Raw genomic sequence first — 24512 nt, 5'->3', positions numbered from 1 at the left:
GGGCCCCGCGAGGCCTTCCCTGCCGGGCGACCCGGCGCGAGACTGGCTCATGGCCACCAGCGGTCAGCCGACCGACCGGCAGCACCTCCACGACGAGCTCGAGCGAGTCCGCGCCGACCTGCGCGACCTCGTCGGCCACGCCACCCCGGCCGACCTGCGTCGTCGCACCGCCGGGACCCGGTGGACCAACGGCCAGCTGCTGTGGCACATGGCCTTCGGCTTCCTGATCGTGCGCCGGCTCCTGCCGCTCGTGCGACTCTTCGGGCGGCTGCCCGACCGTTTCGGTCGCCGCTTCGCAGCCGTGCTCGATGCCGCGACCCGACCGTTCCACACCGTCAACTACCTCGGGTCGGTCGGGGGCGCGCTCGTCTTCCACGGCCCCCGTCTGCCCGCGCAGCTCGACCGCACCGTCGCGCAGCTGCACCGTAGGCTCGATGCCGAGCCGGAGGCGACCCTCGGCCGTCGGATGCACTTCCCCGTCGGGTGGGACCCGTTCTTCCACGACACGATGACGCTGGCCGAGGTGTATGCCTACGGCATCGCGCACTACGACTTCCACCGGACCCAGCTCACGCTCGAGCAGGCGTGAGGTCCGAGGCGGTCAGCTCGCTGCCGGCGCCAGCAGCCGGGCCATGACGGCAAGGACGCCCGGTGACACGCGGTAGTAGACCCAGCTCCCGCGACGCTCGGACTCGAGCAGCCCGGCCTCGCGGAGCTTCTTCAGGTGGTGCGACACCGTCGGTTGCGAGACCCCGACGTCCTGGATGTCGCACACGCAGGCCTCGCCGCCCTGCGACGAGGCGATGTTGGAGAACAGCCTGAGCCGCACCGGGTCCCCGAGGGCCTTGAACATCTCTGCTGCGTGAGCCGCGTCGGCCTCGTTCAGCGCTGCACGCGACAAGGGGGCGCAGCACAGCTGACCCTGGCGGCTGTCGGAGGAGACGTCGCGGAGCTCAAGCGGGTTCGACATGTGTCTATGTTGACATCTGTCGAAGCCAGTTGCAAGATGACGAGTGACGAGACATCGACATGCATCGAATCAGCGCGGTCCCCGGCACGGACGCCGCTGCGCGACCCCGGAGGTTGTCCCATGACCAGCACCACCCCCACGCACCCCGCGCCGACGGAGCCCGCCGCCGCCGAGCCCGTCGTCGTCATCGGCGCCGGTCCGGTCGGCCTCGCGGCAGCGGCGCACCTGCTGGAGCGCGGCCTCGCGCCGCTCGTGCTCGAGCGTGGGAGCCGGGCCGCAGCCTCCGTCGCCTCGTGGGGCCACGTCCGACTCTTCTCCCGGTGGTCCGAGCTCGTCGACCCGGCCGCTCGTCGGCTGCTGTCCAGGTCGGGCTGGACCGAGCCCGACGCGGAGCGCTACCCGACCGGCGACGAGTGGGTCGAGTCCTATCTGCAGCCGTTGGCCGACGCCCTCGGTGACCGGGTCCGCTTCGGACGCACCGTGACCGGCATCGCCCGCCGGGGCCGCGACCGCGTCGTCGACTCCGGCCGCGAGGACCAGCCCTTCACCATCCACGTCCGGCACGCGGACGGCCGCACGGACCGGGTCACCGCCCGCGCCGTCGTCGACGCCTCGGGCACGTGGACCAGCCCCAACCCGCTCGGCGGCGACGGCTACCCCGCTGACGGCGAGCAGGAACCCGCGGTCTCCGCCCACATCTCCTACCGGGTCCCTGACGCCGCGTCCCCGGACGACGTCGCCCGCTTCGGAGGCCGGCGCACGGCTGTCGTCGGTTCGGGCCACTCCGCCCTGACGGCTCTCGTCGTCCTCGCCGGACTCGCCGAGCAGGTGCCCGGCACGACGGCTGTGTGGGTGCTGCGCCGCGGGAGGGTCGACAACGCATACGGCGGCGGGGAGGCCGACCAGCTGCCCGCGCGCGGCGCCCTCGGCGTGCGGGCCCGTGATGCCGTCTCGGCGGGGCACGTCGAGGTCGTCACCGGCTTCCGCACCCGAGCCGTCGAGCTCGCCTCGCGCCCCGACGGGGGCGGTGCGCTCACCCTCGTCGGCGAGGACGGCAGCCGCGTCGACGGCCTCGACGAGGTCGTCGGGCTGACCGGCTTCCGGCCCGACCACTCGATCATGTCGGAGCTGCGCCTGCGTCTCGACGACCGACTCGAGGCGCCCGTCGGTCTCGCCCCGCTCATCGACCCCAACGTGCACTCCTGCGGCACCGTCTACCCGCACGGAGCCGCCGAGCTCGGTCACGACGAGAAGGACGTCTACGTCGTCGGCATGAAGTCCTACGGGCGCGCGCCGACCTTCCTGGCCCTCACCGGCTACGAGCAGGTGCGTTCCGTCGCTGCGGCGCTGGCCGGTGACCGCGAGGCGGCCGCGCGCGTCGAGCTCACCCTGCCCGAGACCGGAGTGTGTGGAGGCGCGGGTCTGTTCGACGACTCGGATGCCACGAAGGCCGACGGCGAGCAGGGTGGCGGGTGCTGCGCACCCACGGCTCCGCAGCTCGTCAGCATCGGTGCACCGTCGAGCAGCGGTGGAGGGCGCCGGCCCACTGCGTGCTGAGTGACCACGACCGGCGGCTCCCTCACGGCTCCGGCTCCCTCGCGGCTACGGCTCCGCGCTGCCCCCGGCCCGAGAGCCCGCCACGTGGACGCTCCTGCCGGCAGCACGCCGAAAGCGCGCCGGGGCGACGGAGCGAAGGTACGGTGAAACCGGGCCGAGTGGCCGTTCACCGCGGAGGCACGTGGTGAACGGCGGTCGAGCGGTCGGTCCGCACGTGTCCTAGGCGTACCCCTCCCGAAAGTGCACCGAGATGACTCTTGCAGCCGCATTCGCCAGAAGCAGTCGAAGGACCGGACCCGCCGACGCGTGCACGACACGCACCGGGCGCCGCGACGGTCGCTGACCATCGTGGACTCGGGGACCGTCAGCACGACCGGAAGCCGCGCCGGGGGTGACGAGACGGTCGTTCCGCGTCCGTCGCCCAAGCACCGGGCCCCAGGACTCACGGGTCGCACCGTGCGTCGCGCCACGATCCCGGCACCGACCCCCCTCGCGTCCGCGACCGAGCGCGGCAGCGGCACCATGGTGCTCGTCGCCGGGTCCGTGGGCACGGGCAAGACGACCCTCCTCGCGGACTGGTCGGGCGAGCTGGAGCAGCGCGGAGGGCACGTCGGGTGGGCCTCGCTCGACCGCGAGGACAACGACCCCCAGGTCATGGCGAAGACGCTGCTCGGTGCCGTGCGGGCCGCGGGAGCGGGGGCTGGGCCCACGGACGAGACCGTGCCGAGCATGGTCGGCCACGCCTTCGTCACGTGGCTGGTCGAGCTGACGCGGACCGCGCCGCAGGACACGTGGCTCGTCCTCGACGACCTTCACCTCGTGCGTGACCCGCGCTGCCTCGACCTCGTCGAGATGCTGGTCCGCTGGGCGCCCTCCCACCTGCACGTCGTCGTCGGGACCCGGTCCGAGCCGGGGCTGCACCTGGCCCGCCTGCGCCTCGAGGAGCGGCTGGTCGAGGTGCGTGAGCACGACCTGCGTTTCTCCCTCGACGACACCCGCGAGCTGCTCTCGCGGCACGACCTGACACTCGAGGACGAGCAGGTGCGCCACCTGCAGGAGCTCACCGAGGGCTGGGCCGCGGGCGTCGCGCTCGCCGCCGTGTCGCTCGCCCGAGGCCGGGACGCCGACGCCTTCCTGCGCGAGTTCGCGCGGAGCGACCGAGCCATGTCCGGCTACCTCGTGGAGGAGGTGCTCTCGAGCCTCGACGAGTCGACGCGTGACTTCCTCCTGTCGACCTCGGTCCTCGACGACCTCACGGCAGACCTCGGCGCTGCGGTCACCGGGCGCGACGACGCGGGGGCCCTCCTCGACGCGCTCTCCGCGGACAACGCGATGGTGACGGTCGACCGGGTCGGCACGCCGACCTACCGCTACCACGTGCTCCTGCGCAGCTACCTCGGCGCGATGCTCGAGGCAGGCAGTGTGGGCGGCGCCCGGGAGGTGCACGCACGAGCCGCCCAGTGGTATGCCGCCCACGACGTCCCGGGACAGGCGCTGCGTCACGCGGAGGCCGCGGGTGACCTCGACCTGATGAGCGACGTCATCCACCAGCACGCCCTCCACCTGCTGCTCGACGGGCGCGCGTCGGATGTCGAGGCGGCCGTGCGCACGGTGCACGCCGGCGACCCGGTCATGACGGCCGTCGCGGCGCTGGCGAGCCTCGACCTGGCCGACCCCGAGGCAGCGAGAAGCCAGCTCACCTCGCTCGTGACGCAACCAGGGTCGTGGTTCACGCAGGCCCCGAGTGGCGACGGCGCCCCCGCCGTCGACCCCGCGATGCTGCCGCTCGAGCGACTCCTGGCGGTCGGGCTGCGCTGGCTGTCCTTCGTGGGCGAGGAGCCCGCGCGGCACCCCGGTCCCGACGACAGGATGCAGGAGTCCGGGTCGAGCGGTGCCGAACAGCTCGCCGAGGGGCTCGCCGCCGCGCTGAGCTCGACCTTCACCACGTGGTCCGGGGAGCAGCGGGCCCGCGGGCGCGGTCTCGTGCCCCACTCCCACACCGACCTCACCCTGCTCGACGAGCTGACGAGCGGCGACGTCCTTCTCGGCGACGGACGCTTCGCCGAGGCCAGGACGGCCTACCGGTCGGCCTTGGCGACCGCCCGGGCGGCCGGTCACCCCCTGCCCGCGCTGCAGGCCATGGTGGGCCTGGCCGCGGCAGCGGCCAGCCTCGAGGACCTCGTCGACATGGCGGCCTGGTCCGAGCGTGCCCTCGCGGAGTCCGAAGGCACACCGTGGGCCACCTCGCCCCGTCTGCTCCCTGCCCACGTCTTCGCCGGCTGGGCGGCCTTCAACGTCCTCGACGACGCGACCGCCCGCGACCGCAACCGGACCGCGCTCGAGCTGCTCGGCGTCGTGGAGTCGATGATGACCGAGGGGACCGCGAGCCTGACCCGCGACCGGGCCGTGTCGGACGGGGAGGTGGAGGCGTCCACCGGTGCGCTGTCGACGGCTGCGCGAGGTCTCGAGCAGCTGGGACGTCTGGCACGCATGCTCGAGGCCAACCTCGATCTCCTCGAGGCTGCCGAGCAGCCGGGGATCCGGCAGGACGTCGTGGACCGGGTCATGGCGGGTGCCCGCACCGCGGGGCACGTGACGATGACCCCTCGCCTGGCCGTCGGGGAGCTCGCTCGCGCCCACCGGATCGTCCTGCTGGCCGGCTTTCCGCGGCTCGCACACGAGATCGAGCAGCTGAGCAAGGAAGCTCCCGGGGCCGCCGCCGAGGTCGTCACGATGGCCGCGGTCCGACACCTGCGCGCCGGCGACGACACTGCGGCGCGAACAGCCGTGGCTCCGCTCCTGGCCCCTGCGCCCGACACCGGTTCCGGGACGCAGGCCCTGCGGGTCTCGGTCACCGTGCACCTCGTCGCCGCGGTGGTGGCCCATCGCAACACCCAGCCGACCGTGGCGCACGAGGAGCTGGTCGCCGCGCTGACCCTGGCCGCACCCCAGCGCGCCCTGCGGATGGTCCTCGAGGTCGCGCCCGAAGTCTCAGACCTCCTCGCAGCCGGAGCGGGTCGCTTCGGGGAGCTGGAGCCGTTCGCGCGCGAGCTGCGCGAGCACGTGCGGGCGACGAGCGACGTCCCGGCCGAGCCGCTCCTCGACGTCGCGCTCAGCTCCCGGGAGCTGAGCCTGCTGCGCGAGCTCCCCTCGCTGCTCACCGTCGCCGAGATCGCCGAGGCGCGGGCCGTGAGCCGCAACACCGTCAAGACCCAGCTGCGCTCCCTCTTCCAGAAGCTGGGGGTCGGCTCCCGGCGTGACGCCGTCGCCGCCGCCCGCCGACTCGGCCTCCTCTAGGCAGGCTCACCCGCCCGGGGTGACGCCCCACCGGACGGGGCGCGGCACGATCGAACCAGGAGCTTCGGCATCGGATCGACCCGTGGAGGGGGCAGCGTGCGCTACGAGTTCATCCTGGTCGAGCACATCCCCGACGTCGCCCGATCGGCCTTCCCCGAGCTCGAGGAGTCGACCGTCGCGACCGGCACGACGGGATCGGTCATGTACGGCGACGTCGTCGACGCCCCGCACCTGCACGGCATCCTCGACCGGTTCCAGGATCTCGGCTTCACGCTGCTCGAGCTGCGCCGGCTCCCGGACTGACGGACCGACGGACTGAGAGCCCGTGTCCGACGAGTCGGAGGAGCCCGCCCCACCGTGGTGGCGGCGCTCGTCATCGCCGCGGGTGGGGGTCCCGGCCGCCGTCGTCTCGGGCGTCGAGGTCGTCGTCGCGCTCTGCTCGTCAGCTACCCGCTGACGGCGCTGCCGCTCGGCGGCGTCGGCGTGCTCGACGCAGGTCAGAATCGCCACACGAGCGGGATGACCGCGAGGGCGACGGCCATCCAGACGAGCAGGACCGGGAGCCCCAGCCGCCAGTAGTCACCGAAGCGGTAGCCGCCCGGTCCCATGATCATCATGTTGCCCGGTGTCGCGATCGGGGTGAGGAGCGACGCGGCGCCGGCGACGGCCACGAGCATGAGCACGGGCTGGACCGAGACGCCCGTCTCCTGGGCTGCGGCGACGGCGATCGGCACCACGATGAGCACCGTCGCCGTGTTGCTCACCACCTGACCCACGACCGCCGTGACGGTGAAGAGGGCGGCGAGCAGCAGGTACGGGCGGCCGCTGCCGACGACGTCGATGAGCCCCCTGGCGACGAGGTCTGCGGCACCGCTCGTCTCGATGGCGGTGGACAGCGGGATGAGTCCTCCGATGAGCACGACGGTCTGCCACGAGACGGCGCGGTAGGCCTGGTTGACGCTCACCACCTTCGTCAGCACCATGGCCGTCGCGGCGGCGAGCCCGGCGATCGCCGGCGGCACGAGTCCCAGAGCGAGCAGCACCACCATGGCGAGCAGTACGGCGATGGCCCGCCCCGACCGTGGACCGAGCGGAACCGCTTGTCTCCGAACGAGATCGGGGGAGTCGACGAGAAGCACGTCGCGGTCGTGGACCAGCTCCTCGATGGAGGACCACGTGCCGTGCAGCAGCAGGCTGTCACCGGCCACCAGCTCGAGGGACGCCGCCCCGACATCCTTGCCGAGACGGCGGATGCCGAGCACGACGAGGTCGGCCGCACGCATCTGGCCCGGGAAGGAGGTCTCGCCCACGAGCGGCGAGCGCGGCGGCACGACGACCTCCGCGACGCCCACCTCCCGGTTCATGAGACCGGCGGTCTCCACCGTGATCGGCCGCATCGCGACCGCCAGGCGCAGCTCGGGCACGAGGCGGCTCACGGCGTCGCTGGCGCCGCTGACGATGACGACGTCGTCGTCGCCGACCTCCGTCGCACCCGTGACGGAGTGGCCCCCCGCGCTCTGCACGCCGATGAGCGTCACGCCGGGGTATGCCGTGAGGTCGAGCCGGGCGGCCGGCACCCCGACGACGGGGGAGCCGGGTCGCACGCGCAGGCGGTAGAAGCCGTCGTGCAGCTCGTAGTAGGCGGCGAGCCGGTTGGCGTGTCGCCCGAGGTCGCGCACGGGCTGGGACGAGGACCGACGGGGAAGCACCCGTGGACCGAGCAGCACGCCGAGACCGACCGTGGCGATGACGAGGGGCAGGCCGACCACCGCGAAGTCGAAGAAGCGGAAAGGCTGCGAGCCCGCCTCGACGGCGGCGTTGGACACGATGACGTTGACGGGGCTGCCCGTCAGGGCCAGGAGGGAGCCGGCGCTCCCGGCGAAGGCCATCGGCATCAGCATCAGCGACGGTGAGCGCCTGATGCGGGTGGCGAGGACGAGCACCATGGGCAGCAGGGCCGCCACGGACCCGTTGAGGGTGATGACGGCCGTGAGGACGGCGCACAGGCCGAGCACGGCGACAGTGAGCCGCACCGCCCCGTCGCCGACGACATCGATGAGGCGTTGTCCTGCCCAGGTCGTCACGCCCGTCGAGTCGATGGCCTCGCTGACGACGAAGAGGGACGCGATGAAGACGACGACGGGGTCGCCGAAGCCGGAGAGGGCGGTGTGGGCGTCGACGAGGCCGGTCGCGTAGAGCGCGAGGCAGGTCAGCACGGCCACGCTCCCGACGGGGAGACGGTTCCAGACGAAGAGGGCGACGGTCGCGGCGAGAACGACCAGGCTCGTGGTGGCCGGGCTCACGCTCCCATCGTCGGGGTCCCGGCCGGGGACGCGGTCACCCGCGACGGGTGAATCGGCAGGAAGCGCAGGGCGGACATGCTCGAAGCGACCAAGACCCATGCCTCCGGAAGGAGTCGGCGTGAGCACTCCCGCCATGCGCACCCTGGATCCCGTTCCCTCGACACGGTCGGCCGCCGCCGTGGACGTCGTCACGCAGCTGCCGGGACCAGACGAGGTCGGTGCGGTCGCCGTGCCCGTGGCGGAGGGCTCCGACCCACCGGGCGAGCTCGGACAGGACGCGGCTGCCCTCGCCGCAGTCGGTTTCACCGGCAGGCGCGGCCAGACGCTCGTGCTTCCCAGCGGGGGGCGTGCGCTCGTCGCCGTCGGCATCGGTGGCGCCGACGACCTCGACGAGGCGGTCCTCAGGGACCTCGCAGCGACCTTCGCCAGGGCGGTGCCCCAGCACAGCCGGCTGGCCGTCGAGCTGCCCGCGCGGGAGATCGGGCTGTCACCCGGCGACTTCGCACGGGCCGTCACCGAGGGAGTCCTGCTCGCCCGGTGGGAATTCCGGATCAGTGACTCCCACGACGGCGGATCCCTCGAGCGACTCGTCATCGTCGCCCCCGCCGCGGACTCGGAGGCAGTCGTCGAGGGGGTGCGCCGCGGTGAGGTGCTCGCACGTGCCGCAGCCCTCGGGCGCGACCTCGCCAACTGCCCGGCCGCAGCGCTCACCGCGGCCCGCATCGGAGAGGTGGCGCAGGAGCTCGGACCTCCGGCTGGTCTCGAGGTCGAGGTCGTCGGCAGGGACGAGCTCGTCGAGCTCGGCTGCGGTGGGCTCCTGGGGGTCAACCTCGGCAGTGTCGAGGAGCCCCGCATGATCCGGCTGCACTACGTGCCCGAGGGTCCGTCGCGCGGTCACCTCGCGCTCGTGGGCAAGGGCATCATGTACGACTCGGGCGGGATCAGCATCAAGCCGAGCGACGAGTCGCACGCGCAGATGAAGAACGACATGACCGGTGCCGCCACGGTGCTCGCCGCCATGACGGCCCTGCGGGACGCCGGCTGCCAGACCGAGGTCACCGGCTACCTCATGTGCACCGACAACATGCCCTCCGGGTCGGCCCTCAAGCTCGGCGACGTGCTCCGGATGCGCAACGGCAAGACCGTCGAGGTGCGCAACACCGACGCGGAGGGCCGCCTCGTCATGGCCGACGCGCTCGCGCTCGCCGTGGAGCTCGACGTCGACGCCATCGTCGACATCGCCACCCTGACCGGTGCCTGCCTGCGTGCCCTCGGCGTCGACATCGCCGGCGTCATGGGCAACTCGGACGCGCTGGTGGACCAGGTGCGGGCAGCCGGTGCCGCCGTCGACGAGCCAGTGTGGCCGCTTCCGCTGCACCGGCCCTACCGCAAGCAGCTCGACTCACCCATCGCCGACATGACCAACCTGGGAGGGCCCAACGCGGGACAGATCACCGCGGCGCTCTTCCTCGAGGAGTTCGTCGGCGGCAAGCCGTGGGCGCACATCGACATCGCCGGCACCGCGCAGCTGCCCGAGGCCGTCGGCTGGCGCAACCAGGGGGCGACGGGCTTCGGCACCCGGCTGCTCGTCGAGCTCGCCTGCACCTTCGAGGTGACCGAGACAGACGCGTGAGCCTGCCCGTGACCGACCTGTCCCCGGACGGACCCTTCGGCCAGGTGTCGACCGGGCACCTGCCCGAGGACACCACGGTCCGTGAGCTGGTGCAGGCGGCATACGACCGGCACCGGCACGTCGCCGACGGCGTCGTCGCGACCTACATCCCCCAGCTGGCCGACGCGGACCCGGCGGCCTGTGCGGCCTCGGTGGCGTCGGTGACGGGGAGTGCCTTCGAGGTCGGTGACGCCGGTGTGCGCTTCTCGATCCAGAGCGTGTCGAAGCCCTTCGTCCTCGCGCTCGTCGTCGAGGCCCTGGGAGCCGACCGGGCCCGGAACCTGTTGGGCGCCAACGCGACCGGGCTGCCCTTCGACTCCGTCATGGCCGTCGAGGTGCACGACCACCGCACCATGAACCCGATGGTCAACGCGGGCGCCATCGCCGCCACCAGCCTGGCGCCCGAGGTCGCCGACCTGCGTGGCGGCGACGCCGGGGCGGCCAGCGCCTGGGACGTCGTCCTCGCGGGCCTGTCGGCGTTCGCCGGCCGGCGTCTCGCCGTCGACGACGACGTCTACGCCTGCGAGTCGGGCACCAACCTGCGCAACCGCGGCATCGCCCACCTGCTGCACAGCTACGGTCGGGTCCACTGCGACCCCGACGTCGCCACCGACCTCTACACCCGCCAGTGCTCGGTGTCCGTCGACGTCCACGACCTCGCCGTCATGGCGGCGACGCTGGCCGACGGTGGCGTCAACCCGATGACGGGGGAGCGCGTCGTCTCCGACCGGACGTGCGCCCACGTGCTCGCCGTGATGGCGACGGCCGGCCTCTACGAGCTGTCGGGCGACTGGCTCTGGGAGGTCGGGCTACCGGGCAAGAGCGGGGTGAGCGGTGCGGTCGTGACGGTGGCGCCGGGCAAGGGCGGGCTGGCCGTGTGGTCACCGCCGCTCGACGACGCCGGCAACAGCGTGCGCGGGCAGCTGATCACCCGCTCCCTGAGCCACGTCCTGGGGCTCAACGTCTTCGCCTCGGCGGCCGACCCGCACGTCGCTCTGCCCGGTGCCTGACCAGGGCGTGACTAGCTGGTCGCGGGCGCCACGGGCGAGACCGGCGAGACGGTGGGCAGTCCGAAACCGTCGACGAAGACGTTGACCGTCACGGTGCCGGCCTTCTCGAAGCGGAACGTCACCGGCAGCAGGCGCCCGGCCCGGACGTCGACCTTGAGGTCGACCATCTCCAGGTGCAGTCCGCCCGGGTACTGCAGCGACACGACGCCTGCGCCGGGGACCTCGATCGACACCGGGCTCTGCGCGCCGTCCGTGCCCTGGCGCATGACGACCTGCCGCGCATAGACCGTGCTGACGGCCACCAGCCGGTCGGCGGTGTCGCCGTCGTTGGCGAGCGTCGTGAACAGGCCCGTGTTGGAGCCTCCGAGCAGCTTGCGCTCCTCGGGAGCGTCGATGCGGGTCGCGAGGAGGCGGATGTTGCCGACCTGCGCGTTGACGCTCGTGCCCCGGGCCGGGTTGGTGATGCGCTGCTGCACCGGGTCCGGCTGCGACGTGCACGCCGAGAGCGGCACGAGGCCGGCGGTCAGGAGCGCGGCGACGACGATCGGGCTGGTCCTCATGCCCGCCACGCTAGGAGCGGCGCCGACCGCGCGACTCCCCCGCGGCGGGTGATCGCGGGCGGTGGGGCAGCGGGCCGCGACGACTCAGCACTGCGCATACGGGGTCGTCGTCGGGCTCGGCGTGGGGGTGAGCCGGCGCGGCGAGGTCGTGGGCGGCGATACCGTCGGCGCCGTCGTCGGGGACGCCGCGGCGGGCCTCGGCGCCGCAACGGCCCTGCGCACCAGCGTGCGGATCCTCGCGTAGTCGGGGTCCCAGGGCTTGATGCCGTCGGCGAGGGTCAGCGAGACGCTGTCGACCCGTGCGCGTCGGGCCCGTTCGACCAGCTCGACGAAGGCGGGCAGGCTGCGGACGGGGATGTCGGTGTAGATGTTGTCGCGAGCGATCCGGGCCAGCCGTGGGTACTGCCGCACCATCGCGGCGGGGTCGACCTGGTCGAGGATGGCCTGGACGACGCAGCGCTGGCGGGCCTGCCTGTAGTCGTCGCTGTCACCGGCGCGTGACCGGGCGTACCAGAGCGCGTGCCAGCCGTCGAGGTGCTGGCGCCCCGCCGTGAACCACTCCTTGACGCCGACGACGCGGTTGTCCGCCGTGACGTGGCCGCCGATCGGCAGCGGGCCGCCGGTCCCGGCGTCCTTGACGGTGATGTCGAGGCCGCCCATCGCGTCGACGAGGAGCGAGAACCCCCTGAGGTCGATGACCACGACATGGTCGATCGGCAGCCCCACGATCTGCTGGACGGTGCCCCGGATCTCCTCCCGTCCGGGCACGACGCCCTTGGCGTAGGCGCCGGGGTGGTCGGCGGCATAGGCCTCGGCCTCGCCGTAGAGGTTGGTGAGCTGGCACTGGCCGGTCGCGCCGGGAGTGTTCTGGGCGCAGGTGCGGTCCGGCTCGCCGAAGTGACCCGACGGGTAGCGGGCGCGGAGCGGGCTGTCCGGGGCGAGCGGCGCGAAGAGCAGGTTGCGCGGCAACGAGACGAGGGTCGTGCGTCCCGACCTCGTGTCGATGCTCGCGACGATCATCGAGTCGGTGCGGACGCCCGTGCGGTCGGCGCCGGCGTCGGAGCCGAGGAGCAGCACGGTGACCCGCGCCTGCCCGGCCCACGGGTCGGTGCTCCCGGTGTCTCCGGTGTCTCCGGTGTCCCCGGTGTCCCGACTGCTCGCGGCGCCCTGGGCGCCGGGCCCCGACGGCGAGGCCGAGAAGACGGCGCCCACCGTGTCGCGGGTGATGAGGGCGTAGTCGACGGTGATGTAGGTCCCGCCCCCGACGACGAGCACCATGACCGTGGTGAAGGCCGCGAGCAGCCACCTGCGTCCCCGGCTGAGCCCGGGTGGTCTGGCCTGGACGGCGGTGAGCACGATGGACGCGCACCACACGAGCCCCCAGAGCGCGATGGCGAGCGCCGCGGGCATCAGCATCTCGGGCCGCGACGCGAGGTCGAGGGCGACGGCCGTGACGCCGCGAGCAAGCACGGCGTGCGCCCCGACGGCGAGGCCGGTCAGCGTGACCGTGAGCAGGACCCACCCGATCCAGCGGCTCCGGGTCTGCGTCAGTCCGGCCCCAGGCAGCAGCGTGCCGAGGGCCGTGAGCGCGACGGCCCGACGCGAGCGCGGCCTCTCCGCATCCATCGCCCTCCTCCCGGCCCGCACCACGCAGGTCATCCGCCATCCATGATGCCGCTGGGCGCCTGTACGCAGGTGGCGAACGCAGCGCGCCGCCGCGGCGTGAGGGCAGTGGAGCGCAGCCGGCGTCCGACCTCGGCCGGAGATGTCCTGTTCGTCCGAGCTCCGGGCGGGTACAAGGCACGTGGCGGCATCGTCGCCCTTCAACCAGCAGGGGCGGCGGTGGCGTCCGCAGGAGACGACACGTCGGCGGACAGCGAGACGGCACCCGCTCGGGGGATCGGGTGCCGTCTCACTCACACCATCGGCGCCGACGACGATGCGTTACACGGCCCTCCGCCGTGGGCCGCCGTGTGCAGTCAGGGTCGTCCGTGGTGCTCGACCGGTTCGGGACCGTGCTGGATCCCGTGCTGGGCGCCGTAGACGGCTGCCTGGGTGCGGCGCTCGAAGCCGAGCTTGGCCAGCAGGCCGGAGACGTAGTTCTTGACGGTCTTCTCGGCCAGGTGCAGACGGACGCCGATCTGCCGGTTCGTCAGGCCCTCGGCGATGAGGTCGAGGATCTCCTGCTCGCGGTCGGTGAGGGAGTCGGCAGGGGTCCAGGGCCCGGACCGGCCGTGTCCTGGACCGTGACCGGGCCGCCCCCCGTGGCTGTCGTGGCCGTTCTGCCTCTGGCCGGCGCCCTCGGCGTCGGGGCGGCGGATGCGTTCCAGCAGGCGTTCGACGAGGGCCGGGTCGATGAGGGAGTGTCCCGCGGCGACGTGGGCGACGGCCTCGGTCAGGGAGGGCCCGCGGATCTGCTTGAGCAGGTAGCCGGAGGCGCCGGCCATGACGGCCGCGAAGAGGGCGTCGTCGTCGTCGTAGGAGGTCAGGATGAGGCACCGGGTGCTGGGGCTGCTCATCTGGACCTCGCGGCAGACGTCGATGCCGCTCCCGTCGGGCAGGCGCGCGTCGAGCAGGGCGACCTGGGGCGCGAGCGTGGGGATGCGGCGCAGCGCCTCGGCGGCGGTGCCGGCCTCACCGACGACCCTGAAGCCGTCGTGCGACTCGAGCAGGTCGACGAGGCCGCGCCGGACGATCTCGTGGTCGTCGAGCAGGAAGACCGTGATCGGCGGTGTCACGCCGTCAGGGGTGCGATCCATGTCAGCACCGTTCCCCTCTCGTCCGTGGTCAGCGTGCACTCACCGTGGCGCGCTCGTGCGCGGCTCGCGAGGTTGGCCAGACCACGTCGGTGGCTGCCACCGTCCGGGTGCTCTCGTCCAGAGCCGGCCGAGCTGTTCAGCGCGGACGGCGGCCCGTCGTCGGTGACCTCGACGGTGACCGACGATGCGGTGACGGCCACGTGGACGTCGACGTTGGAGCACTCGGAGTGCTTGACGACGTTGGTCAGCGCCTCGCGCAGGACGGCGGTCACGTCGTGCAGCAGCGGAGGGTCGAGCACGGCTGCGACCGGGCCCTCGAGGCGGAGCGCTGGTTCGAAACCGAGACCGGCCGACGAGGACGTCACGACCTCCAGCAGGACGGCCCGGGCATCCGGGGAGGACGACGTCGGCTCCTGCAGCTCGAAGATGGCGGCGCGGATGCGTCGGATGGTCTCGTCGAGGTCCTCCACCGCGCGCCCGAGCGCCTCGCGCACGGCGACGTCGATGGCGCGCCCCTTGGCCGCCTCGAGGGTCAGCTCGGTGGCGAAGATCCGCTGGATGACGTGGTCGTGGAGGTCGCGTGCGATGCGGTGGCGGTCCTCGAGCATGGCGATGCGCTCCTCGTCGCGCCGCCCGTCAGCCAGCTCCAGCGCGACGGCGGCGTGCAGCGCCAGCTGCTCGGCCGTCTCGACGTCGGCCGTGCTGAAGGGTCTGCTCCCGACGCGGCGCGCCACGACGACCGCGCCGCGCACGCCCTCCTCGCCGACGAGCGGGCACGCCATCGCCGGGCCCCAGATCCCGTCCGCGATCACTGGCGTGAGCGCGGGCTGCGCCGGGCACGTCCCGTCGACGAGGGCAGGTCGCCGCTCGCGCATCGCCGTGCCGGCGAGCGACGGGCCTGCGAGGTATGCCGTCCCGACGAGGTGGTCCGTCTCCACCCCGCGTGCGACCTCGATGAACAGACGGCCCGCGCCGTCCGGGCTCTCGTGGACGGACGCGTCCCGATCGTCCGCCTCAGGGAAGTCGAGGGTGACGACGTCGGCGTCGGCGAGCCGCAGCATGGCGTCGGCGATGCGCACGAGGACTTCGTCGCCGAGTCCGGGCCTCAGCAGGTCACGGCTGATCTCCGCGGACGCGCGCAGCCACTCCTGCCGGCGCCGCGACTCCTCGTAGAGACGTGCGTTCTCGATGGCGATGCCCGCGCTCGCCGCCAGCGCGACGACGAGCTCCTCGTCGTCGGAGCTGAAGTCCGACCCGTCGAGGCGATCTGTGAGGTAGAGGTTGCCGAAGACCTCCCCACGGGAGCGAACCGGCACCCCGAGGAAGCCCACCATGGGCGGGTGCCCGGGCGGGAAGCCGACGGACCGCGGGTCGTCGGAGATCGTGTGCAGTCGGATCGGTGCAGGTTGCTCGATGAGCGCACCGAGCACGCCGCGACCGGTGGGCAGCTGGCCGATCCGCTCGACCGTGGCCTCGTCCATGCCCGTGTGGATGAACTGCTCCAGCATGCCGTCGGGCCCGATCACCCCCAGCGCGGCGTAACGCGCCCCCGCGATGGCGCGCGCCGCCTCGACGATGCGTCGCAGCACGCCCGGCAGGGCGAGCTCGGAGACGACCGACCGGTTGGCGGCCAGGAGGCCGCGCAGGCGTTCCTCCGCCGAGCCCGGAGGGCTTGACGGGTCGTGGAGGGAGAGAGCGCTCCGGACCATCAGCGGGCAGTCCTCGCGGGCCACGCTGCGACCGGGTCCGGGGTCGTCGCGCGCGTCGACGTCATGTACCAAGGCTAGGCCCGACTGCCTCCGCCGGGGGCGGTTGCGGGCAGGTTCGTGAAGGTTGTCATGAAGGTTGCGAGTGGGCGCCTCCTCGTGCAGCGGAGGGCACCCGCTGGGAGCCGAAGGACCGGCCGGTCAGCCGCTCGATCGTGATGCCGATGAAGACGTTGCGGACGCCGCCTGCCCAGGGTTCCGCGCCGTCGACGGTCCACAGGTGGGTCAGCAGCGCCGGCGACGCGACGGCCTGGGCGCGTCCGTGGGCGATGAGGCTCCAGCCGGTGTGCCGGGTCGGGTCGAGGTCGTCGACCTCGAACACGACCTGGCTCGGGCGGACGAGCTCGGAGAGGACCCCGAACGGTGACGTGCGGAAGACGACGAGGTCGGCCACGCACGCATAGCTCACGGGGAAGATCTGCGGACCGTGGCCGGCGTTCCAGCCGATGCGTCCGATGTCCCGGGACTCGAGGAGGGTCTGGCACTCGTCGGGCGTGAGGTCGACGTAGTTGATCCTGCGGCTCGACCGGTGCGCGTGCCACGCCCCAGCGCGCTCAGGACCCGTCAGCTGTCCGGACATGGGCGTCTCACGCTCCTGTCGTCTGCTTGTCCTGGGTCCGCCGGTGCGGCCGGTGGACGCCTGGAGCCGCCCCCCGTGCGACGGGACGGCCGAGCTCGGCGGCCGAGAGTGCGCGGGGCTCGGGCGTCGCCGCCAGCAGCATGGTCCGGCACCGATCGAGCTCGGCCCGGACGCGGGCCAGCTCGGTGCGCAGCTCGAGTACGTGGACGAGGTGGTCGCCGACACTCCGGGCCCAGGCGTCGACCGCGCGCCAGTCGGCGCACCACGTCATCGGGATCGTCGACGCGACGTCCGGCTGGTCCTCGCCCGCCGCGAGCCTCTCGGCCCGTCCCGGTTCGGCGGCCTCCGGGTCGTCCGCGTCGACCGGCCGCGGCGTCCCGCCCTTCCAGTGGCTGACTCGCAGGTGGTGGACGCCGACGACGAGGTCGAAGCCGTTCGTCGTGGTGACGGCGACGCTCGGACGGCAGGCGACCCGGTGGCCTGCTCGCGTGAGCTCGTCGGCGACGGCAGCCGCGATGGCCTCGTCGATGCCGGCCGTCGTGTCGGCGAAGGACGGCGTCGACGGCGCTTCCGGGACGGGGCTGGTGCCCCGGTCGTCAGCGGCGACGGGCGCCGGGGCAGTGGACTCCCCGGGCGGCTGCGGGGTGGAGTACGTGATGAGGACGGTGCACATGGTGCTCTCCTGGTCGAAGCCGCCGGGTGCGGCGCTGCGTCGATGGTGCGCGTCTCGGGCCTGCGGTAGGTATGGCCGAAGGTCGCGCCACGGGTGGGACCAAGGTCCCGAACCGGACAGGACCGATGCACCTGTCGCGTCGCCGGACGAGGGCGCAGGCTCGGGGGAGAGGTGAGCACCATGGACGAGACGACACGCCCCGACGGCGGACCGACGGCTGCCGACGCCACACGGTCGGCAGCACCCGTGGAGCGAGAGCCCGAGGCTCACGAGTCCGGGTCGAGGGGCCGCATCGTGGTGGGGGTGGACGGCTCGAAGCAGAGCCGCATCGCGCTGCGCTGGGCCTGCGCCGACGCGCGTGCCAAGGGCGACGTGGTCGTCGCCGCCGCGGTGTGGCACCTCTACCCACTGGCGCCGCCCGAGCGTGTGGGCGCGTCGCCGTGGTGGTTCACGGCCGACCCCCAGGAGGCCACAGAGGCCTACCTCGGGGAGGTCGTGGACGAGGTCGCGGCGGACTTCCCGGACGTCGTCGTCGAGCAACGCGTGCTCTCCGGGCACGCCGCCGAGGAGCTCATCCGCCTCTCTGCCACCGCTGAGGAGGTGGTGCTCGGGGCGACGGGTAGTGGCGGCTTCGTCGGGATGACCCTCGGCTCGACCAGCCGAGCGGTGCTCGAGCACGCGCTCAGCACGGTGGTCCTCGCGCGCTGAGCAGGTCCCTCGGACGACCGGTTGCTCAGACGAGCGCCGGGCCGCTGACCTGCCAGCTGCCGTCGGCCGACCGGTGCGCGAGTCCTCGTGCGGCGAACGCCTCGAGCCATCCCTCCATGGGCCACCATCCCCAGCGCTCGGCGAACCGGTTGGCGTTCGCGACGACGTCGTGGACGTGCTGCACCGGGGGCGACGACGTCGGGTGGTGCTGGTGGTGGGCGCGGGCGCCGCCCACCCACAGGAGGAGACCGCCGGCGGCGCCGAGGCGCTGCCCGAAGTCGGTGTCCTCTCCGCCGTAGCCGACGTAGCCCTCGTCGAAGCCGCCGATCGCGCGCCAGTGGGACACGGTGACGGCGAAGGACAGCGACCAGAAGAGCCGCAGGTCGGCAGCCGGGAGCACGTCGTCGGCGGAGAGGACGGGACGTCCCGGGTGCGGGTCGGCGAGCCGGTCCAGGGCCGCGAGCCCGAGGTCGCGGTAGTCGCTGCCTTCCGGCGCGGGCGGCAGATAGGCCACCTCCCCGGCCAGGACCACAGGCGCGGCGATGGCGCCCGCGCCGGCCTCGGGAGGGTCCAGCTCGAGGCTGCGGCTGCCCACGTCGCCGAGCACGGCGGCATACCGCTCCAGGAGTCGTGGCGAGGGGATGCAGTCGACGTCGAGCAGGACGACGCGGTCCGCGCCGGCCCGGGCGGCGACGTCCACGCCGAGGTTGCGGGCGGCGGCCAGGGGCAGGTGGCCGTCCTGACGTGGCGTGGCCGCAGTGTGGACCGCCCAGTCGCCCGCGTGGCTGCGGGCTGTGGCTTCGACGTGCGGGTCGTCCATCGCGACGACGACGTGGGCGTCGGGCAGGCGGGTCTGCTGGCGCAGGCCCCACAGCTGGCGCTCGAGGTGCTGGTGACGCCCGTGCACGATGGTGACGACGGCGAGGCCCCCCGCGCTCGCGCGTGCGCCGTGTCGGGGGCCGTTCGGGTCGGTCATGAAGCGGTCCGCGCAGCCCGGGTCGACGGGATCTGCGTGGTCGTTGCGCGGTGACGGTCGACCATCGCGTCGAGCCGGGAGGCGGCGGAGGCTGCGCCATGACCCGTGGACCACCGACGCCAGCCCTCACCTCCCCGCGACAGGGCACGGTCGAGCAGGCCGGCCCAGTCTGCGGCGTCCGGCCACGTCCCGACCCCGACGGCGACGCCGAGGCGGTCGACCGCCCGGGCCGTGGCCACCTGCTCGTCGAACGGACGTGGCTGGGCCACGACGACGGCGGGCCGGCGAGCGGCCGCGACCTCGGCGACGGCATTCTGGCCGCCGTGGGTGACGACGACGTCGGCCGCCGCGAGGTCGGCCCACAGGTCGGGCGAGGGCGACCCGGGACCCCGCTCGACCCACTTCCAGCCCGGCGTGGCGGCTCGTGCGGCCGCGACCTCGGCGGCCGACGTGCCACGCCCACCACCGCCCCACAGGAGCAGGACGCGACGTCGGGCTCCCGGGGCGACGGACCGAGCGGGACCGGGGCGTCGGCCGTCGAAACGGGACAGGCCGCCGACCGCCCAGAGCTTCGCCCGCCAGGCCCGCGGCCACCCCTCGGTGTGCGCGGCTTCCGGCCACGGCGCGAGGAGCGCGTCGGCGAGGTCGTACGCGAGGGTGTGGGTGCGGTCGGTGCGGACGCCGGGCATGGCGAGCACGACCACCGGCACACCGCAGAGGCGGCTCAGCACGGCGATCTCGACGGACACGTCGACGACGACGAGGGAGGGACGGGCGTGGCGGATCCAGTCCGAGACCGCGGCAGCGCGGCCGGCCAGCCCTGGGTCATGGCGGGGCACCCAGTGCAGCACCCCGTGGGCGGTCGGGTCTGCGGCGGCGATGGTCGGCGACGACATCGTGTCGTCGCGCTCGAGCTGCACCCAGTCCTGGTCCCAGGAGGCGGGCCTGGGCAAGGAGCTGAGGCCGGTGACGGGCGAGCGTAGGTGCGCGGCGACGGCCTGCAGTCGCGTGAGGTGGCCCAGGCCCTGGTGGTGGACGTAGTAGCCGATCACGCGGCACCGGGCAGGGCGGCGAGCGACTGGTAGAGGCCGAGATACTGCTCCACCATGCGGTCCACCGAGCAGGCGGCGACGGCGTGCGCGCGGCAGTCCGCACGATCGAGCCCGACCGCGGTCGCCACGGCCTGCGCTGCCTCGGCCCCGGAGGCGTCGTGCGGGAGGAGGACACCGACACCGGGCACGACGAACTCCCGCAGTCCGCCGCGGTCCAGCGCGACCACCGGGGTGCCGCAGGCCAGCGACTCGGCGGCGACGAGGCCGTAGGGCTCGTCCCACTCGGGCGTCACGAGCGTGGCGGCACTGCTGCCCACGAGGGCCACGAGGCCGTCCGTGTCGAGGTGGCCGACGTAGGTCACGCCGTCGCCGAGCTCTCCGGCGACATGTCGGGCGAAGTACTCGGCGTCACCGACAGGCCCGGCGAGACGCAGCCGCCGCCCCGCGGCGCGCGCCATCGCGATGGCGCGGTGCGGGGCCTTCTCGGGAACGATGCGACCGACCCACACGAGCTCGTCGCCGCCCGGGCCGGCGACCCAGCGCCGGACGTCGACACCGTTGTGCACGACGTCCGCGGAGGCGACGTGCGACCAGGAGGCAGCCGTGTGCTCGCTGACGGCGATGAAACGGCCACGCCGCAGGGCGTCCCGCGGCCGGGCGTCGATGGCGATGGCGGCCTCGAGCCACGGGGTCGGAGGCGTGTGCAGGGTCGTCAGGACGGGCGCGTGCAGCGAGTGCGCCATGGCGACGGGGAGGTGGTGAAGGCTGTTGTTGTGGACGACGTCGATGTCCTCGCGTCGCTGGAGAGCCACCATGACCTGCAGGTAGGCGTGGTGCTCCCGCAGCCATGCCTCCGGCACCATCGACACGTCTGCGCGAGCCGTGTCGCTGAGGCGCAGCGGCGCGATGTCGAGCTCATGGGCGCCCAGGGCGGGGTCGCTGCCGGGACCGGCGAAGAACGTCACGTCGACGCCACGCTGGCGCAGGCCGCGCACGAGGTGCCAGGTCAAGGACTCCAGGCCGCCGGCGAAGGGCTCGGCGATCGGGTGCTTCGAGGCAGCCAGCACTACGACGTGCACGACGCACCCCCCTTCGCGGCGACGTCGGCCAGCGCTGCGGCATACACCTGTTCGTGGACCCGGGAGATCTCCAGGCGCTCGCGCCAGCGCTCGTCCGGGTCGGCCCGCCACGCCGGGCGGTCGCGGTGGGCGCGCAGCAGGGCGTCGCGCAGCGGCGGGGCGCTGCCCTCGGTCCGGGCGGGCGCCGACCCCGGCACGCCGTAGAGGATGCAGGGCCGCTGCTCCGCGTAGTAGCCGCAGTCGGGGGCCACGACCGTCGTTCCCAGGTCGTAGCAGGCCTCGAGCCAGCCTGAGTGGGTGCCGAAGCGGTAGGGCAGGACCGACACGTCCAGCGACTGGAGGTAGTCCCAGAGCTCGGCGTCGGTGAAGTAGTCGTGCACGTGCAGGTCCACCTGGCCGCTGTCGGCGAGCGCGCGCAGTCGCGGCTCGAGGTCCGTCGCGTGCCTGGGGTGGCCCGGGGTCATGACGTCGGTGTGGGCGTCCACGCGGAGCCGGGCGCCCCGGAGGTCGGGAAGCGTGGCGACGATCTCCTCGATGACCGGGAGCGGGTCCATGCTCGCGCGCAGGCTCTTGGCGTGGACGCCGATGACGAAACCGGGGTGCGGCGCCCGCTCCCGGGAGAGCCACGGCTCCTCGACGACGTGGGGGTGGGGGACGACGAGCGCGTCGCGGCCCCATCGCGCCGCGATCTCCGCCGCCGCGCCGGGAGTCAGGGTGAGCACAGCGTCCGCCGCCCGGACGAGGACCCCGAGCTGGGCGTCGTGCAGTCCGCGCTCGACGTGGTGCGGGTTGCGCAGGTCGTGCACCGTGACGACGAGCGGCTTGCCGTGGCGGCGGAGGCTCGCGACGACGTCGGCGAGGTCGTCGGGTGAGACGGCGTCGAAGCCGAAGTGCACGTGCATGACGTCGAACTCGTCCGCGTGCTCGTCGACCCAGCCCGGCTCGAGCATCCGGGGCGGCCACCACTGGGCGTCGGGGACGTCCGCGCGCGGGCGCGGGTCGGGAAGCCGGGTCACCGTCGTCTCCCCGTCCGGTGGGGCGAGGTGTCGGACGTAGACGTGGCCTGCGGGAACGGACGCGATGACGGGACTCAACCGGTTGCCTCTCGGTGCACCAGCCGACGCACACCGATCGAGGGGGCGTCGGCGCGGGGTCGGGGGCCGCTGGGCTGGAGCCTCCGGCACTTCTCATACCCGCGAACCGCGCCAGGCACACCGACTGCCTCGAACGTGCCCGATGTGTGGGGTTATGGGTGGTTCCAGCGGTTTGTCGTGCGGGCTCCGCGGGGGCCGCGTCAGTCCACGGGGATGGCGCCGGCCCGGTCGCGGCGTCGCTCGAGGTACCGCATGACCGGCGTCGCCAGCGTGCCGTGGACCATGACCGAGAGCAGGATCGTGAAGGCGACCGTCGACCAGAGCCACCGCTCGTCGGCGAACGCGTGCTCGCCGGCCGCGAAGGAGAGGTAGTAGAGCGAGCCGATGCCACGCACCCCGAAGAACGCGGTCGCGAGCATCTCCTTGCGACCGAGGCCGCCGGGCAGCCCGGGCTCGCGGGCTCGCAGACGCAGACTGGCCCAGCCGGCGACGGGTCGGACCACGAAGACGAGGGCGAGGGCGATGACCACGCCCCGCCAGTCCAGCTCGCCGAGCACGCCCTTGGTCATGGACATGCCGAGCATGAGGAGGATGAGCAGGGTGAGCAGTCGCTCGAGCCGCTGGACCACCTCGTGCATCGACCGGTGGTAGTTGTGGTTGCGCTCCGCCGCGCGCAGCGTCATGCCGCAGGCGAAGACCGACACGAAGCCGTAGCCCCCGACGAGCTGGCTGAAGCCGTACGTCATGACGAGGGCCGCGAGGGCCAGGAGCGGTTCCCCCTGCTCGGCGAGACGGAGTGAGCGTCGCGACGACCGGAAGGCGATGCGAGCCAGGACCCAGCCGACCGCGACACCCGCGGCAACCCCCACGACGACCTTGCCCACGAGGTCCCAGGCGAACCAGTGCAGGCCCCACGAGCCGATCGAGGAGAGACCGCCGGCGGAGGCCATCAGCACGGCAGCCGTGACGAACGGAAAGGCCAGGCCGTCGTTGAGGCCCGCCTCCGAGGTCAGCGCGAACCGGACGTCGTCCTTCTCGTCGACAGGCTCGCCCAGCGCCTCGTCGTCGTCGGTGCCGGAGTCGCCGGTGCCGTCGACCGCGGGTCCCTCGACCTGCACGTCGCTGGCCAGCACCGGGTCGGTCGGCGCCAGGGCCGCGCCGAGCAGCAAGGCGGCCGCCGGCGCGAGCCCGAGTCCCCACCCGAGCAGGGCGACGGACGCGATCGTCAGGGGCATCGCCACGGCCAGCAGGCGCCACGTCGGAGACCAGGCCGCCCACGCGGCCCGGCTGCGCCAGTCGAACGAGCGGTCGATGGCGAGGCCGACGCCCATCAGGGCGACGAGGATCGTGAACTCGGTGACCCGCTCGACCTGCGGTCGGATGGCGACGGGGTCCAGGCGCATCCCCTCGGGAAGCGGCAGCAGTCCGATGGCCATGCCGAGGACGAGGAGCACCATCGCCGCCGACACGGCATACCGGTCGAGCACGGAGGGGAGCACCGCGGCGAGGAACATCGCGACTCCGGCGATGAGGTAGATCAGGTTGATGGACATGACGACACGCGGGTACTCCTCGGGGTTGGCCTCCCCGTGACATACCCGACCGGTTCAGCCGCCGATCGACCATCACCTGCCGGCTCCGAGCGTTACCGTCGTTGCGTGGAGGTGGTGGAACCGAATGGGTGACGACCGGGCGCAGCAGACGGACGACGAGCTTCGAGCCGTCGCCGAGTCCTTCGCCCAGCTGGGCGCCGAGCTCGAGTCCATGGGTCCGTCGGCGGCGCTGGACGCCGTGGCCCGGATGGCCGTCGACCGGGTCCCGGGAGCTCGCTGCGCGAGCATCACCAGCTACGACCACGGCCGCTTCCGGACGGTTGCGGCGACCGACGAGCTGGCCCAGCGTGCCGACGACATCCAGTACGCCCTCGGCTCGGGCCCCTGCCTCGACGCCATCGTCGAGGACACCCTCTACCGCCCCCGCGACCTGCGCCACGACGACCGGTGGCCGGAGTACGGCGCGAAGGTCTCGAGCGAGCTCGGTCTGCTCAGCATGCTCAGCTATCGCCTCGGCCACGAGGTGGACGACACCATCGACGGGCTCAACATCTACGCCGACGAGGTGGGAGCGTTCGACGAGCGTGCCGAGCTGGTCGGACTCATGCTGGCCACCCACGGTGCCCTCGCCGTGGCGCTGTCGGCGAACCAGCTGCAGGTCGAGAACCTCCAGAAGGCGCTGGCCAGCAACCGGGAGATCGGGGTCGCCATGGGCATCCTCATGGCCCGCCACCACGTGACGCGAGAGCAGGCCTTCGGCCTGCTGCGGATGGCGAGCCAGAACTCCAACCGCAAGCTGCACGACGTGGCGCTCCAGGTGGTCGACACGGGCGCCCTGCCCGCCATCTCGGGCCGTCCCCCGGGGTCGCCGGCAGGACGCGAGGGCGCCACGGGCTGACCGGG

Annotated in this window: 21 protein-coding genes; 8 read left to right on the top strand and 13 right to left on the bottom strand. The window is 73.2% G+C overall.

What is annotated here, in order from left to right:
* The first annotated feature begins 49 nt into the window (after positions 1 to 49).
* Entirely contained in the window at positions 50 to 589 is a 540-nt protein-coding gene (locus ABD831_RS00740) for a DinB family protein (RefSeq protein ID WP_344940105.1), read from the top strand.
* A 12-nt stretch (positions 590 to 601) separates the two neighbouring features.
* On the opposite strand, the gene ABD831_RS00735 is transcribed toward ABD831_RS00740, so the two are convergent.
* A complete protein-coding gene (locus tag ABD831_RS00735) occupies positions 602 to 970 on the bottom strand; it encodes an ArsR/SmtB family transcription factor (protein ID WP_344940102.1) in 369 nt (122 codons plus the stop codon).
* Between the two features lie 120 nt (positions 971 to 1090).
* Between ABD831_RS00735 and ABD831_RS00730 the strand changes: the two genes are divergently transcribed.
* From ABD831_RS00730 to ABD831_RS00720, 3 genes are all read left to right on the top strand, one after another.
* Positions 1091 to 2527, top strand: a complete 1437-nt coding sequence (locus ABD831_RS00730) for an FAD-dependent oxidoreductase (protein ID WP_344940099.1) — start codon at positions 1091 to 1093, stop codon at positions 2525 to 2527.
* 456 nt (positions 2528 to 2983) lie between these two features.
* Positions 2984 to 5824, top strand: a complete 2841-nt coding sequence (locus ABD831_RS00725) for a winged helix-turn-helix domain-containing protein (protein WP_344940096.1) — start codon at positions 2984 to 2986, stop codon at positions 5822 to 5824.
* A gap of 96 nt (positions 5825 to 5920) precedes the next feature.
* Positions 5921 to 6127: a hypothetical protein gene (locus tag ABD831_RS00720; protein ID WP_147065972.1), complete on the top strand. Its 207-nt coding sequence runs from the start codon at positions 5921 to 5923 to the stop codon at positions 6125 to 6127.
* 194 nt (positions 6128 to 6321) lie between these two features.
* Here ABD831_RS00720 and ABD831_RS00715 read toward each other — a convergent pair whose 3' ends face one another.
* Positions 6322 to 8127, bottom strand: coding sequence for an SLC13 family permease (locus ABD831_RS00715; RefSeq protein ID WP_344940093.1), 1806 nt, complete (start codon positions 8125 to 8127; stop codon positions 6322 to 6324).
* Positions 8128 to 8245: 118 nt separating this feature from the next.
* On the opposite strand from ABD831_RS00715, the gene ABD831_RS00710 reads away from it, so the two are divergent.
* Complete coding sequence (locus ABD831_RS00710; protein ID WP_344940091.1) at positions 8246 to 9760, top strand: leucyl aminopeptidase family protein; 1515 nt, start codon at positions 8246 to 8248, stop codon at positions 9758 to 9760.
* Positions 9757 to 10809, top strand: a complete 1053-nt coding sequence (glsA, locus tag ABD831_RS00705; protein WP_344940088.1) for a glutaminase A — start codon at positions 9757 to 9759, stop codon at positions 10807 to 10809. The genes ABD831_RS00710 and glsA overlap by 4 nt, the downstream gene beginning before the upstream one ends.
* A gap of 11 nt (positions 10810 to 10820) precedes the next feature.
* On the opposite strand, the gene ABD831_RS00700 is transcribed toward glsA, so the two are convergent.
* The 6 genes from ABD831_RS00700 to ABD831_RS00675 form a co-directional block, all read right to left on the bottom strand.
* A complete protein-coding gene (locus tag ABD831_RS00700) occupies positions 10821 to 11369 on the bottom strand; it encodes a copper chaperone PCu(A)C (protein WP_344940084.1) in 549 nt (182 codons plus the stop codon).
* An 84-nt stretch (positions 11370 to 11453) separates the two neighbouring features.
* Entirely contained in the window at positions 11454 to 12995 is a 1542-nt protein-coding gene (locus tag ABD831_RS00695) for an LCP family protein (protein WP_344940081.1), read from the bottom strand.
* A gap of 353 nt (positions 12996 to 13348) precedes the next feature.
* Entirely contained in the window at positions 13349 to 14128 is a 780-nt protein-coding gene (locus ABD831_RS00690; protein WP_344940078.1) for a response regulator, read from the bottom strand.
* The gene (locus ABD831_RS00685; RefSeq protein ID WP_344940075.1) at positions 14104 to 15837 is read right to left on the bottom strand and encodes a sensor histidine kinase; all 1734 of its coding nucleotides are present in this window, start codon (positions 15835 to 15837) and stop codon (positions 14104 to 14106) included. The genes ABD831_RS00690 and ABD831_RS00685 overlap by 25 nt, the downstream gene beginning before the upstream one ends.
* A 127-nt stretch (positions 15838 to 15964) precedes the next feature.
* The gene (locus tag ABD831_RS00680; RefSeq protein WP_344940072.1) at positions 15965 to 16474 is read right to left on the bottom strand and encodes a pyridoxamine 5'-phosphate oxidase family protein; all 510 of its coding nucleotides are present in this window, start codon (positions 16472 to 16474) and stop codon (positions 15965 to 15967) included.
* A 7-nt stretch (positions 16475 to 16481) separates the two neighbouring features.
* Positions 16482 to 17147, bottom strand: a complete 666-nt coding sequence (locus ABD831_RS00675; RefSeq protein ID WP_344940069.1) for a hypothetical protein — start codon at positions 17145 to 17147, stop codon at positions 16482 to 16484.
* A gap of 180 nt (positions 17148 to 17327) precedes the next feature.
* On the opposite strand from ABD831_RS00675, the gene ABD831_RS00670 reads away from it, so the two are divergent.
* Entirely contained in the window at positions 17328 to 17855 is a 528-nt protein-coding gene (locus ABD831_RS00670) for a universal stress protein (protein ID WP_344940066.1), read from the top strand.
* Between the two features lie 25 nt (positions 17856 to 17880).
* Here ABD831_RS00670 and ABD831_RS00665 read toward each other — a convergent pair whose 3' ends face one another.
* The 5 genes from ABD831_RS00665 to ABD831_RS00645 all read right to left on the bottom strand — a co-directional run bounded on the left by ABD831_RS00665 (position 17881) and on the right by ABD831_RS00645 (position 23609).
* Positions 17881 to 18831, bottom strand: a complete 951-nt coding sequence (locus ABD831_RS00665) for a galactosyltransferase-related protein (RefSeq protein WP_344940063.1) — start codon at positions 18829 to 18831, stop codon at positions 17881 to 17883.
* Positions 18828 to 19883, bottom strand: a complete 1056-nt coding sequence (locus ABD831_RS00660; protein WP_344940060.1) for a glycosyltransferase — start codon at positions 19881 to 19883, stop codon at positions 18828 to 18830. The genes ABD831_RS00665 and ABD831_RS00660 overlap by 4 nt, the downstream gene beginning before the upstream one ends.
* A complete protein-coding gene (locus ABD831_RS00655; protein ID WP_344940057.1) occupies positions 19880 to 20962 on the bottom strand; it encodes a glycosyltransferase in 1083 nt (360 codons plus the stop codon). Before ABD831_RS00655 ends, ABD831_RS00660 begins: the two co-directional genes overlap by 4 nt.
* Complete coding sequence (locus tag ABD831_RS00650) at positions 20950 to 22056, bottom strand: glycosyltransferase family protein (protein ID WP_344940054.1); 1107 nt, start codon at positions 22054 to 22056, stop codon at positions 20950 to 20952. The genes ABD831_RS00655 and ABD831_RS00650 overlap by 13 nt, the downstream gene beginning before the upstream one ends.
* A 200-nt stretch (positions 22057 to 22256) precedes the next feature.
* Positions 22257 to 23609: a cation:proton antiporter domain-containing protein gene (locus tag ABD831_RS00645; RefSeq protein WP_344940051.1), complete on the bottom strand. Its 1353-nt coding sequence runs from the start codon at positions 23607 to 23609 to the stop codon at positions 22257 to 22259.
* A 124-nt stretch (positions 23610 to 23733) separates the two neighbouring features.
* Here ABD831_RS00645 and ABD831_RS00640 point away from each other — a divergent pair, with 124 nt between their 5' ends.
* The gene (locus ABD831_RS00640) at positions 23734 to 24507 is read left to right on the top strand and encodes a GAF and ANTAR domain-containing protein (protein WP_344940048.1); all 774 of its coding nucleotides are present in this window, start codon (positions 23734 to 23736) and stop codon (positions 24505 to 24507) included.
* The last annotated feature ends 5 nt before the right edge of the window (positions 24508 to 24512 follow it).

It is taken from the genome of Terrabacter ginsenosidimutans, assembly GCF_039539425.1.
Classification (GTDB): Bacteria; Actinomycetota; Actinomycetes; order Actinomycetales; family Dermatophilaceae; genus Terrabacter; species Terrabacter ginsenosidimutans.
This window is presented reverse-complemented; position numbering and strand designations above follow the sequence as displayed.